This is a genomic window from Nocardioides sp. (genome assembly GCF_964229035.1).
Taxonomy (GTDB): domain Bacteria; phylum Actinomycetota; class Actinomycetes; order Propionibacteriales; family Nocardioidaceae; genus Nocardioides.
On record NZ_CAXRAZ010000021.1, the window covers coordinates 1 to 12,561 of the forward strand.

Annotated in this window: 11 protein-coding genes; 10 read left to right on the plus strand and 1 reads right to left on the minus strand. The window is 71.6% G+C overall.

All coding sequences use genetic code 11. The features are described 5' to 3' along the window. Nucleotides 1-400: 400 nt before the first annotated feature. The 9 genes from ACERUN_RS06950 to ACERUN_RS06990 all read left to right on the plus strand — a co-directional run bounded on the left by ACERUN_RS06950 (nt 401) and on the right by ACERUN_RS06990 (nt 10,894). On the plus strand, nt 401-1,186 hold the full coding sequence (locus ACERUN_RS06950) for a hypothetical protein (RefSeq protein ID WP_370289121.1): 786 nt from the start codon (nt 401-403) through the stop codon (nt 1,184-1,186). A gap of 153 nt (nt 1,187-1,339) precedes the next feature. Continuing rightward, the gene (gene pafA / locus ACERUN_RS06955) at nt 1,340-2,701 is read left to right on the plus strand and encodes a Pup--protein ligase (protein ID WP_370289123.1); all 1,362 of its coding nucleotides are present in this window, start codon (nt 1,340-1,342) and stop codon (nt 2,699-2,701) included. Between the two features lie 76 nt (nt 2,702-2,777). Beyond that, nucleotides 2,778-3,794, plus strand: coding sequence for an FKBP-type peptidyl-prolyl cis-trans isomerase (locus ACERUN_RS06960; protein ID WP_370289125.1), 1,017 nt, complete (start codon nt 2,778-2,780; stop codon nt 3,792-3,794). A gap of 101 nt (nt 3,795-3,895) precedes the next feature. Further along, nucleotides 3,896-4,909: a helix-turn-helix transcriptional regulator gene (locus tag ACERUN_RS06965; RefSeq protein WP_370289127.1), complete on the plus strand. Its 1,014-nt coding sequence runs from the start codon at nt 3,896-3,898 to the stop codon at nt 4,907-4,909. Next, complete coding sequence (locus ACERUN_RS06970) at nt 4,906-5,979, plus strand: helix-turn-helix transcriptional regulator (protein ID WP_370289128.1); 1,074 nt, start codon at nt 4,906-4,908, stop codon at nt 5,977-5,979. The genes ACERUN_RS06965 and ACERUN_RS06970 overlap by 4 nt, the downstream gene beginning before the upstream one ends. Before the next feature lie 44 nt (nt 5,980-6,023). Then, on the plus strand, nt 6,024-6,314 hold the full coding sequence (gene tatA / locus ACERUN_RS06975; protein ID WP_370289129.1) for a twin-arginine translocase TatA/TatE family subunit: 291 nt from the start codon (nt 6,024-6,026) through the stop codon (nt 6,312-6,314). A gap of 4 nt (nt 6,315-6,318) precedes the next feature. Beyond that, nucleotides 6,319-7,158, plus strand: a complete 840-nt coding sequence (gene tatC, locus ACERUN_RS06980) for a twin-arginine translocase subunit TatC (RefSeq protein ID WP_370289130.1) — start codon at nt 6,319-6,321, stop codon at nt 7,156-7,158. A 56-nt stretch (nt 7,159-7,214) separates the two neighbouring features. After that, nucleotides 7,215-8,084, plus strand: a complete 870-nt coding sequence (locus tag ACERUN_RS06985; protein WP_370289132.1) for a diacylglycerol kinase family protein — start codon at nt 7,215-7,217, stop codon at nt 8,082-8,084. Continuing rightward, a complete protein-coding gene (locus ACERUN_RS06990; protein ID WP_370289134.1) occupies nt 8,081-10,894 on the plus strand; it encodes a DEAD/DEAH box helicase in 2,814 nt (937 codons plus the stop codon). The genes ACERUN_RS06985 and ACERUN_RS06990 overlap by 4 nt, the downstream gene beginning before the upstream one ends. Before the next feature lie 3 nt (nt 10,895-10,897). Here the strand turns inward: ACERUN_RS06990 and ACERUN_RS06995 are convergent, their stop codons facing one another. Next, complete coding sequence (locus tag ACERUN_RS06995) at nt 10,898-11,305, minus strand: MarR family winged helix-turn-helix transcriptional regulator (RefSeq protein WP_370289135.1); 408 nt, start codon at nt 11,303-11,305, stop codon at nt 10,898-10,900. Nucleotides 11,306-11,481: 176 nt separating this feature from the next. Between ACERUN_RS06995 and ACERUN_RS07000 the strand changes: the two genes are divergently transcribed. Next, nucleotides 11,482-12,558 carry a substrate-binding domain-containing protein gene (locus ACERUN_RS07000; protein ID WP_370289136.1) on the plus strand — a complete coding sequence of 359 codons (1,077 nt, stop codon included), beginning with the start codon at nt 11,482-11,484 and terminating at the stop codon, nt 12,556-12,558. The last annotated feature ends 3 nt before the right edge of the window (nt 12,559-12,561 follow it).

Genomic DNA, 12,561 nt, shown 5'->3' on the forward strand with positions numbered 1-12,561 from the left:
ACCGCCGCTCTGCCCCTCCACCTCCCCCACCGTCGCCCCACGCGCGTACCGGCGCGCGGGCGGCGGTGGTTGCGGTTTGGCGCCAAACCGCAACATTTCGCGGTGATCGGTTGCGGTTTCCCACCAATCGGCGGCCGCTTCGGTACCCCTCCGGGCGGCCCGCGAGGTCGTCATCCACAGGTCAGGAAGAGGCACTGGATCGCGTTCGCTCGGACGGGGACGATCAGCGGCGTGAAGTCGGACGAGGATGGAGCCATCCGCGGCGAGGTGCGGTCGCGGAACTATCGCCGGGTCGCGCACGGCCTCTACGTGCCGCGGCCCAGCGCCGCCGAGGCGTTCACGGTGGAGTCCCACCTGGCTCACATCCGTGCCACGCGGCTACTGCTCCCCCCCCGATGCGGTGTTCACCCACGTGACCGCCTCACGTCTCCTGGGATGGCACCTCCCCGTTCTGCCTGAGCAGGTTCCGATCTTCGCGGCCGTGCGCGGGGCGCTCGCGCCGCGGCGCCCCGGGATCATCTGCTCACGACTCACGCACGACAGTCCGTCGGTCGAGGTCGCCCTGGGCCTCCGCGTCGACAGTCCGGTCGAGGTCCTGCTGCGATCGGCGCGAGATCTCGGCGAGCTCGATCTCACGATCATGGCTGACTCCGCCCTGAGGGCCGGGCACATCCAGGCGTCGGCGCTCGACGACCTGGTCGGGAGTAGCCGGCCGGGCACCCGGGTGCTTCGTCGAGCGCTGATGCACGCCGATGGCCGGGCGGAGTCACCTGGGGAGACCCTTCTGCGGCGCTTCCACGATGTACTGGAGATCCCGACCACGCCGCAGGTCTCGCTGCACGATGATGACGGGCGCTTCCTTGGGCGTGCCGACCTCCTCGTGACGGGCTCTCATCACGTGCACGAGTACGACGGCGCCGTCCATCGTGGGACACGCGCGCACACCGCCGACCTCAGGCGGGACCGCGGATGGTTCGCTGCCGGCTTCATCCGCAGGGGGTTCACCATGGGTGACCTGATCACCTACCCCGCCGTCACCGCGCAGGAGCTGGACCGAGCCCTGGGACGCCGCCACGACGCTCGACGGGTCCACCGCTGGACACGCTTGCTCGAGGAGTCTCTCTTCTCGCCGATCTGCCGCGAGCGGGTGATGAACCGGTGGTTCCGCATGCCGGGGCCTCACTGACAGCACCATCGATTGGTGGGAAACCGCAACCGAATCGGCACGAATGTTGCGGATTGGCGCCAAACCGCAACCCTCGCCGCCGGCCGCCGGAGCAGCAGCGACGGGCCGCCGCGTCGGAGCACCGGCCCACCGCCGAGCCGGTAGTGTCGCGTCATGGACCGGCGCATCTTCGGTATCGAGAACGAGTACGGCGTGACCTGCACGTTCAAGGGCCAGCGTCGGTTGAGCCCCGACGAGGTGGCGCGCTACCTGTTCCGCAAGGTGGTGAGCTGGGGGCGCTCGAGCAACGTCTTCCTGCGCAACGGCGCCCGGCTCTACCTCGACGTCGGCAGCCACCCCGAGTATGCGACGCCGGAGTGCGACGACATCGTCGACCTGGTCACCCACGACAAGGCGGGGGAGCGGGTGCTGGAGGGGCTGCTCCTCGACGCCGAGCAACGCCTGCACGACGAGGGCATCGCCGGCGACATCTACCTGTTCAAGAACAACACCGACTCGGCGGGCAACTCCTACGGCTGCCACGAGAACTACCTCGTCAGCAGGGCGGGGGAGTTCACCCGGTTGGCCGACGTGCTGATCCCGTTCCTGGTGACGCGCCAGATCATCGTGGGCGCGGGCAAGGTCACGCAGACGCCGCGCGGCACGTCTTATGCGGTCAGCCAGCGCGCCGAGCACATCTGGGAGGGCGTCTCGAGCGCCACCACCCGCAGCCGACCGATCATCAACACCCGCGACGAACCCCACGCGGACGCCGAGAAGTACCGCCGCCTGCACGTGATCGTCGGCGACTCCAACATGAGCGAGACCACCACGATGCTCAAGGTCTCCTCCTGCGACCTGGTGCTGCGCATGATCGAGGAGGGCGTGGTGATGCGCGACCTCACGCTGGAGAACCCGATCCGGGCCATCCGTGAGATCTCCCACGACGTCACCGGCCGTCGCAAGGTCCGCCTGGCCAACGGCCGCGAAGCCAGCGCGCTGGAGATCCAGACCGAGTACCTGTCGAAGGCGCGCGACTTCGTCGACCGCCGGGGCATCAGCACGCCGATCATCGAGCGCACCCTCGACCTGTGGGAGCGCACGATCAAGGCCGTCGACTCCGACGACCTCGGTCTGGTCGACCGCGAGATCGACTGGGTGATCAAGTGGAAGCTGATCGACCGCTACCGCGCCAAGCACGGCCTCCCGCTGAGCCACCCGCGCATCGCCCAGCTCGACCTCGCCTACCACGACATCCACCGGGGCCGCGGCCTCTACTACCTCCTGGAGAAGCGGGGAGCGGTGGCCCGGGTCACCGAGGACCTCCGCATCTTCGAGGCCAAGTCGGTGCCCCCGCAGAACACCCGCGCCCGGCTGCGTGGCGAGTTCATCCGTCGCGCCCAGGAGCGCCGTCGCGACTTCACCGTCGACTGGGTGCACCTCAAGCTGAACGACCAGGCGCAGCGCACCGTGCTCTGCAAGGACCCGTTCAAGGCCTACGACGAGCGGGTGCAGCGCCTCATCGACGGCATGTGAGGACGACGCTCCGCACCGCCGCCGCGCGGGCGAGCCGCTGAGGTTCCTCTCAGGTCCACTCGCTAGGGTGACCCGCGTGTCTCGACCGCGCGCGCTCCGTCACCGCTCCCTGACCGCACTCCTCGCCCTGGCCCTGCCGGCCACGCTGGCTCTGTCGGCCTGCGGCAGCGAGCAGGAGGACCTGAAGGGCTTCGACGCCGTGTCGGTGTCCGGCGACGTGGGCTCGGCTCCGAAGTTCGACTTCAAGGGCACGCTCGCTCCCGGAGCCGCGCAGGACAAGGTGATCACCGAGGGCACGGGCGCCACGCTGGCCGACGGCGACCAGGTGCTGGTCAACTACGCCGTGGCCAACGGCTTCACCAAGAAGACCGTCATCGACACCTTCGGCGACGAGGCCGGCGGCTTCGTGCAGAAGGTCGGCGCGAAGGTCGAGCCCCAGCAGATCACCGACCTCCTCGTCGACCCCGTGCGCAAGCAGATCAAGGCGGGCCTCAAGGTCGGCACGCGCCTCGCGGTCACGGTCAGCAGCGAGAAGCTGATCGGGCAGTACCTCGGCGACCAGCAGGTGTCGTCGTACATGGCGGGCAAGGACATCGGCAACGAGGACGGGCTGGTGATCGTCGCCGACCTCGTCGCGGTCGCCGCCAAGGAGCCCGCCGGCACGCCCGTCACCACCGCCAAGCCCGCCTGGGCGCCCGAGGTGACCCTCAAGGGCACCACTCCGAGCGGCCTGAACTTCGCCGGCGTGGCCAAGCCCGACGCCAAGCTCGAGGTCAGCACCCTCATCCAGGGCGCCGGCCCCGAGGTGAAGTCGGGCGACGTCATCGCCGCCAACTACCTGGGCGCGGTCTACAAGGGAAAGAAACCCTTCGACGAGAGCTACAGCCGCGGGGAGCCGCTGTCGGCGATCCTGAGCGAGGAGTTCGGCACCGTCGTGAAGGGCTGGTCGCAGGGCCTCATCGGCGTCAAGGTCGGCAGCCGCGTGCTGCTCAAGATCCCGCCTGCGCTCGGCTACGGCGACCAGGCGCAGGGCGCCGACATCCCGGCTAACTCGACGCTCTACTTCGTCATCGACGTCCTCGGAGCTGCCTGACCCGCTGCGGTCGGCTCGGGGCCGGCCCCGCCGCACGGCGACGGCGTCCGCTCCCGCCCCCGACTGGCACGCAGGGGTCGCCAGCAGCAAGAATCAGGCGCATGCCGGCCCCCAAGAGCGAACGGCTGCTCAACCTGCTGATCCTCCTGCTGGTGCAGCGTCGACCGCTGCCCAAGGAGCGCATCCGCGCCCTGCTCTACGCCGACTCGCGGCCCGAGGCCTTCGAGAAGATGTTCGAGCGCGACAAGGAGGAGCTGCGCTCGCTCGGGGTCCCCGTCGACGTCGAGGTCGTCGACGCCTTCTTCGACGACGAGGTGGGCTACCGCATCGCCCCCGAGGCCTACGCCCTGCCCGACGTCGAGCTCAGCGCGGAGGAGGCCGCCGTGGTGGGCCTGGCCTCGCGCGTGTGGCAGCACGCCTCGGTGGCGCAGGCAGCCACGGCCGCCGTCCGCAAGCTCGTGGACGCCGAGCCGGACCCTGATCCCTTCGCCGGTCCCGACGCGGGTCCTGACGCGGGCGAGCCCGGCCCGGTCGACGACGCCCCCGACCTCGCTCCGGCTCTGATCGGCGCCGACGACCCCGCCTTCGAGGTGTGCTGGCGAGCGGCCTGCGAGCGCCGCGCCATCGTCTTCGACTACCGCCGACCGGCCCAGGACTCGCCGTCCACGCGCCACCTCCAGCCGTGGGGGGTGGTGCGCTCGTCGGGCCGCTGGTACGTCGTGGGGCACGACACCGACCGGAAGGCCGAGCGCGTGTTCCGCCTCTCGCGCATCGTCGGCACGGTTCGTCCGAGCGGTCCGGCCGACGCCTTCACGATCCCGGTCGGCACCGACATCCGCGAGACCGCTCGACGACTGGCGCCGCCGCCGGCCACCGAGCAGGCCGCCCTGCTCGTGCGTGAGGGCGCGGGCGGGCACCTGCGCGCGGCCGCGAGCCGGGTCGTGCACGGCGTCCAGGGTCCGGACGACGCGACCGCCTGGGACCGCATCGAGGTCCGGCGCCCCGCCTCCGGCCTGGCTGACGAGGTGCTCGCCCTCGGCGCCGATGCGGTGCTGCTCGAGCCCGCCTCGATCCGCGACGAGATCGTCAGCCGACTCCGGGCGGTGGTGGCGTGAGCACGGCATCCACGCGGTCGTCGCGGGGCACCGGACCCGCTGTCGCACCGAACGCCGCCGGCGGCGCGCGGGAACAGGTGGCGCGCCTGCTCACCCTCGTGCCGCTGGTCCACCGCCGCGACGGCGTGCGTCTGGGCGAGGCGGCCGACCTGCTCGGCATCACGCCCGCACAACTGCTGCGCGACCTCAAGGTCCTCTTCCTCTGCGGTCTTCCCGGCGGCCTGCCCGACGACCTCATCGACGTCGACCTCGACGCCCTCGAGTCCGAGGACGGCGGCCCGATCCACGACGGCGTCATCCGGGTGCGCAACGCCGAGTACCTCGCGCGTCCGCTGCGCCTCACCGCCACCGAGGCCTCGGCGCTGCAGGTCGCCCTGCACGCGATGCGCGACGGCGCTCGTTCCGAGACCGCGGCCGTGATCGACGGCGTGCTGTCGAAGCTGGCCGCGGCGGTCGAGGCAGCAGGGCCGGCGCCCGTCGAGATCACCTCCTCGCCCCTCGATGCAGTGCGCGCCGAGGTCGAGCGTCACACCGCCGTGCTGCAGGAGGCGATCGCCGCCGGGCGCCCCGTGCGCCTGCTCTACTTCGTGCCCTCACGCCAGGAGGAGTCCGAGCGGATCGTCGAGCCCTACGGCGTCGTCGAGCGGGGCGCGCACGCCTACCTCGACGGCTGGTGCCGGCGCGCGGGCGGCGACCGGCTGTTCCGACTCGACCGCGTTCGGGAGGTCGAGGTCCTCGACGGCCCCACCGAGCAGCCGCGACGCGCACCGCGCGACGCGGGAGCCGGGATGTTCGACGACGCCGACCAGCCGGGGGCCCGCGTCGTCCGACTGGTGCTCGACGCCCCGGCCGCGTGGGCGGCCGACTACTACCCGGTGCGCTCGGCCCGTCGCCACGACGACGGTCGGCTCGAGGTCGAGCTGGTGGTGGTCGACCAGCGCTGGTTCGAGCGCCTGCTGCTGCGCCTGGCGCCGCACGCCACGGTCGTGGACGACGACCGCCTCACCCAAGAATTCACATCCACGGCACGGCACACCCTCAGGTTGTACGAAGCCACCGGCGTACGATGAGGGGGAACGAAGCAGTGCACCCCACCGAGAGTTGGTCCCAACCCATGATCCCGCTGATCAGCATGCCCGCCGGCGGTGAGTGGTTCATCATCCTCGCCATCGTCATCCTCGTCTTCGGTGCCTCGAAGCTCCCCGACCTCGCCCGCGGTTCCGGCCAGGCCTTGCGCATCTTCAAGGCCGAGACCAAGGGCCTGCGCGAGGACGAGAAGAAGGACGAGGCGGAGATCGCCTCCGACACCCCGGCGCCGACCCCGACGCGCGAGCTCACCGAGTCCGACGTGGCCGAGGCCGAGATCGTCGACGAGCGTCGCGAGAACAACCCCAACAACCTCTGAGCCGGTGCTGACCGGCCTGCTCCGACTCTTCGTCGTCAAGCCCCTCCACCCCGTGGGGGAGGGCGGGCAGATGGCCCTGTCGGACCACCTGCGTGAGTTGCGCGCGCGGCTCCTGAAGTCGGTGACCGCGCTCGCCGTGCTCTTCATCATCGCGCTGTTCTTCTTCGACCCCATCTACGAGCTCGTCTACGGCCCCTACCAGCAGGCTCAGGCCGACCTCCCGGAGGGCTCGACCCTTCCCACGACCTCCGGCGCGGCCGGCGGCTTCCTCCTCTACCTGAAGCTCTGCGGCATGGCGGCCGTGATCAGCGCGAGCCCCATCTGGATCTACCAGCTGTGGGCGTTCATCGTCCCCGGGCTCCACAGCCACGAGAAGAAGTGGACCCGCGTCTTCGCAGTCATCGCAGGGCCGCTGTTCTTCGTCGGCGTCTGGCTGGGCTACGTCACGCTGCCGAAGGGCCTGGAGATCCTCATCGGCTTCACCCCGGCCGATCTCACCAACCTCGTCGACTTCAACGAGTACCTCACCTTCTTCAGCCGCACGCTGCTGATGTTCGGCATCGCCTTCGAGATCCCCGTCTTCGTCGTGCTCCTCAACGCCGCCGGCGTGGTCAAGGGCCGCACGCTCGCGCGCTTCCGGCCGTGGATCATCATCGGGTCCTTCGTCTTCGCCGCCGCCGCGACGCCGTCGACCGACCCGTTCACCATGACCTTCATGGCCGTGCCGATGGTCGTGCTGTTCTTCGTCTCCGAGATCATCGCCCGCCTCAACGACCGACGTCGGGCGAGCCGGGGCATCAACGCCGGCCTCTCGCCCGACGAGCCCAGCAAGCTCGACGTCTGACGGCGTCGCCGCACCGGTGCGCTGCCGCGCTGGCCAGCACGGCTAGCCTTCACCCTGTGCCTCGTGCGGTCGTCGTCACCAACCCCGCCTCGGGCAAGGGCCGCGGTCTGCGGGTGGTCGAGGAGGCGTTGCCCCGCCTGCACGGCGCCGGATGGCGCACGCGGGTCACGACCGGACGCGACGCCGACGAGACCCTCGACCTCGCGCGGCAGGCGGTGGAGGAGGAGCCGGACGCCGTCGTCCTCTGCGGAGGCGACGGGCTGGTGAACCTCGGGCTGCAGGCGGCAGCCGGCACCGAGGTTCCGCTCGGCATCCTCGCGGCCGGCACCGGCAACGACCTCGCCCGCGCGCTCGGTCTGCCGCTGCGCGACGGAGCGGCAGCGGCCGGCCGCATCGTCGGCGGACGCACCCGCCGCATCGACCTCGGCCGCGTGGGCGAGCGCTACTTCGGCGGAGTGCTGGCCGCGGGCTTCGACGCCGTGGTCAACGAGCGGGCGAACGCCATGCGTCGTCCGCGCGGGCAGAGCCGGTACGCACTGGCCACGCTGGCCGAGCTGCGCACCTTCACGCCCCTCGACTACGTGCTCGAGCTCGACGGTGCGACCAAGCACGTGCGGGCGATGCTCGTGGCGGTCGGCAACGGTCCCTGCTTCGGCGGTGGCATGCGCATCGCCGAGGGCGCCCTCATGGACGACGGCCTGCTCGACGTGGTGCTCATCGGGCCGGTCGGCAGGATGGAGCTCGTGAGGACGTTCCCGAAGCTCTACTCCGGCCGCCACGTCGACCACCCGCAGTACGAGCGCCACCGCGTGCACCGCGTCACCATCGCGAGCACCGGCATCGTCGGCTACGCCGACGGCGAGCGGTGGGGGCGCCTGCCGCTCACGGTCGAGATCGCCCCGCGCGCGGTGTCGGTGATCGCGTGAGCACCCGCGGGCACGACCCGGCCGACGGCGAGGACCTCAGCCCCGCCCAGCGCTACGCGGCCTTCAAGCGCAACCGCTCCCACCCGGTGTTCCACGACTTCCGCACCGGCTACCCGTTCGGCCTCGACGACTTCCAGGTGGAGGCGTGCAAGGCCGTCGAGAACGGCGACGGCGTGCTCGTCGCGGCGCCCACCGGTGCCGGCAAGACGGTGGTCGGCGAGTTCGCGGTGCACCTGGCCCTGCAGACCGATCGCAAGTGCTTCTACACCACGCCGATCAAGGCGCTGTCGAACCAGAAGTACGCCGACCTCGTGGCCCGCTACGGCCCCGATCAGGTCGGCCTCCTCACCGGTGACACCACGGTCAACGGCGAGGCGCCGATCGTGGTGATGACCACCGAGGTGCTGCGCAACATGCTCTACGCGCGCTCGCGCACCCTCGTGGGCCTCGGCTTCGTGGTGATGGACGAGGTGCACTACCTCGCCGACCGGTCACGCGGCGCGGTGTGGGAGGAGGTCATCATCCACCTGCCCGAGTCGGTGTCGGTGATCTCGCTGTCGGCCACGGTGTCGAACGCCGAGGAGTTCGGCGAGTGGCTCGAGACCGTGCGCGGCTCCACCCGCACGATCGTGGCGGAGCGTCGTCCGGTGCCGCTGTTCCAGCACGTCATGGCAGGACGACGCCTCCTCGACCTCTTCGCCGACTCCGACGTCGACGCCTCGGCCGGCTTCGTGCGCGAGGGCGCGCCCGTGAACGACGAGCTGATGAAGCTCGCCCGCGACGACTGGGCCGCCAGCCGCCTCAAGGACCGCCGCACCCCGAAGGGGGCCCGCGGACGCCAGGGCGGGCCGGGCAGCCGCAACGTCGGCAGCGGCCGTCGCATCTGGATCCCCGGTCGCATCGACGTGATCGAGCGCCTGCAGCGCGACAACCTGCTGCCGGCGATCGACTTCATCTTCAGCCGCGCCGGTTGCGACGCTGCCGTGAAGCAGTGCCTCGACGCGAACCTGCGCCTCACCTCGCCCGAGGAACGCGATGCGGCGATCGAGTTCGTCGAACGCTCGCTGGGCGGCCTGCCCTCGGCCGACCTCAACGTGCTCGGCTACCACGACTTCCTCGACGCCGCCTCGCGCGGCATCGCCGCCCACCACGCCGGCATGCTGCCGGCATTCAAGGAGTGCGTCGAGGAGCTCTACCTCCGCGGGCTCATCAAGATCGTCTTCGCCACCGAGACCCTCGCGCTCGGCATCAACATGCCGGCGCGCACCGTGGTGCTGGAGAAGCTGACGAAGTGGAACGGCGAGACCCACGCCGACATCACGCCGGGGGAGTACACCCAGCTCACCGGCCGTGCCGGACGCCGCGGCCTCGACATCGAGGGTCACGCGGTGGTGCTGTGGCAGCCGGGGATGAACCCGCGCGAGCTCGCGGGCCTGGCCTCGACGCGCACCTACCCGCTCCGCTCCTCCTTCCGGCCGTCGTACAACATGGCCGTCAACCTGGTCGACGCCTTCGGCCGCGCCCGGGCCCGCGAGCTGCTCGAGCAGTCGTTCGCCCAGTTCCAGGCCGACCGCGCCGTCGTCGGCCTGGCCCGCCAGCTGCGCAAGGCCGAGGACGCCCTGGCCGGCTACGCCGACGCCGCGCAGTGCCACCTCGGCGACTTCATGGAGTACGCCGACCTCCGTCGGCGCATCAGCGACCTCGAGAAGGAGGCCAGCCGCACCCGTCGGCAGGACCGCCGCGACGAGGCCGGCGCCTCGCTGGAGAAGCTGAAGCCGGGTGACGTGATCGTCGTGCCGGTGGGCAAGTTCGCCGGGCCGGCCGTCGTCCTCGAACCGGGGCTGTCGGAGCAGGGGCCGCACGCCCACCGCCCGCTGGTGATCACCGCCGAGCGTCAGGGCCGCCGTCTGGCGATGATGGACTTCCCGACGCCGGTCGAGCCGGTGGCCCGCATCCGGCTGCCGCGCAAGGTCGACGCCCGCAACCCGCACCAGCGCAAGGACATCGCCCAGGCGGTGCGCGAGGCGGTGCGCGAGCTGCCCGCCTCGGTCGTGCGCCCCCGCGCCGAGCGGGCGCCGATGGACTCCGGCGTGGCGCAGGAGATCGCGACCCTGCGCCAGCAGATGCGCGAGCACCCCTGCCACGGCTGCTCCGACCGCGAGGACCACGCCCGCTGGGCCGAACGGCACGCCAAGCTCAAGCGCGACGCCGACACCCTCGCCCAGCGCATCGAGCGGCGCACCAACACCGTGGCCCGCACCTTCGACCGCGTCTGCGACGTGCTCACGGCCCTGGAGTACGTCGACGGCGACGAGGTCACCCCGCGTGGTCGAAGCCTGATGCGCATCTACTCCGAGCTCGACTTGGTGGCCGCCGAGTCGCTGCGCGAAGGGCTGTGGGACGACCTGTCCCCGGCGCAGCTGGGCGCGGTGCTGTCCTGCCTCGTCTACGAGGCGCGCCGGCCCGAGGACTCCCCACCCAACGTGCCGGGGGGCGCCATCGCCGTCACCATCGACGCCATGACCAGGCTCTGGGGCAGTCTCGAGCGACTCGAGCGCGAGAACCGTCTCGACTTCCTGCGGCGCCCCGACCCGGGGTTCGCCTGGACGGCCTACCGCTGGGCCGAGGGCCAGGACCTCGACGAGATCATCACCCGCAACGACCAGACCGCGGGCGACTTCGTGCGCCAGATGAAGCAGCTCATCGACTTCGCGGGGCAGGTGGCCGACGCGGCGGGCGGCAGCCCGGTGCGTACCACCGCCCGCCAGCTCGTCGGGCTGTTGCGCCGCGGCATCGTCGCCGGCAGCTGAGCCTCAGCGGGGTTCGGCGTCCTCGAGCGCGCCGTCCACCGCTCCGAGGACGACGAGCGCCTCACGCTCGGCCGCCCGCAACCGCTCCGCGTAGGCACGCCCGTGCGGCGCGAGGGCGAGCACGGAGCGACGCCGGTCGACCGGGTCGATCCGGCGCACCACGATGCCGCGCTCGACGAGCCGGTCCATGTGGCGGGTGAGCGAGGCGGCCGGAACGACGGCGGCGATCGCGATCTCGCTCATGCCCAGACCCGGCTCGTCGTCGATGACGGCGATGATGCGCCAGTGGTCCATGGCCAGGTCGTGCTCGGCCAGGATCGGCTCGAGCGCCGCGCGCAGGGCGGCCTCGAGGCGCCGCACGCGCACCGCGGCGCTGCTGGCGCCCGGGGCTGGGGAGGGCTGCTCGATCACGTGGGCTCCTGGTCGCGGTGGCGGCCGTGTGGCGTTGAGAAGGTCACATCGTGGCCGTCACGGCCACGCGCTGGCATCGGCGCCCTTATCGTAGGGCGCACCGCGAAACCCCCACGGTTGATCGAGCGCCCGCAATGTCGCCGGCCCACGCCAGCCGACGCGCGTGCGGAGGCCTGGTGAGCAGTCGAGCCGAGTCCGACGTCCTGTCGGTGGCCTTCGTCGTCCCGCTGCAGGGGCCGACCGGGCTCTACGGTCCCTCCTGCCTGGCGTGCGGCGAGCTCGCCGTCGAGCAGCTCAACTCCGGCCGGGGCATCGCCGGACGGCAGGTGCGGCTCGAGGTGGTGGACGCCGGCCGCGACCCCGAGACGGTCGCCCACGACGTCGCGCGGCTCGTCGAGGCGGGCCGAGTGGAGGCGGTGGCCGGCTGGCACATCTCCGCCGTGCGCAAGGCGATCACTCGTAGGGTCGGCGGGCGCGTGGTCTATGCCTTCTCGGCCATGCACGAGGGCAGCGACGACACCCCCGGCCTGTTCATGATCGGGGAGCGCCCGATCAACCAACTGCTGCCGGCCGCGCACTGGATGCGCGAGGAGCTCGGCGTCGGCCGCTGGGCGATCCTGGGCAACGACTACGTGTTCCCACGCGTCACCGGTGCCACGGCCCGCCTGGCACTGCAGGGCACCGCCTCGCAGGTCGTGAGCGAGACCTACGTGCCCCTCGGCACGAGCGACTTCGCCGGCGTGATCGCCGAGCTCGAGCGCAGCCCGGTCGACGGCGTGATCATGCTGCTGATGGGCCAGGACGCCGTGCACTTCAACCGGCAGTTCGCCCGCGCCGGCCTGACCGCACAGCTGCCGCGGCTGAGCCCGGCCGTGGAGGAGAACACCCTCCTGGCCGCGGGTGCAGCCGCCAACGACCGGCTCTACGCCGCCGCCGCCTACTTCGACGACCTCGGCACGGTGGAGAGCTCGCAGCTCGCCCGCGACTACTACGCCCGCTGGGGCCGCTGGGCACCGGCGCTCAACGCGGTCGGCGAGTCCTGCTACGAGGCGATCTGGTTCCTGGCCCGCCTCGGTGAGACGTGCGGCGAGATCAGCGTCGCCGCCGCCGCCACGTTGCCGGACGGCCACTTCTACTCCAGCCCGCGCGGGCTGGTGCGCCTGGCGGGCAACCTGCTCGACCAGGACGTCTACCTCGCGCGCGCCGACGGCCTGGAGTTCCGTGTCGAGCAGCAGATCGCCCGCGCGCACTGACGC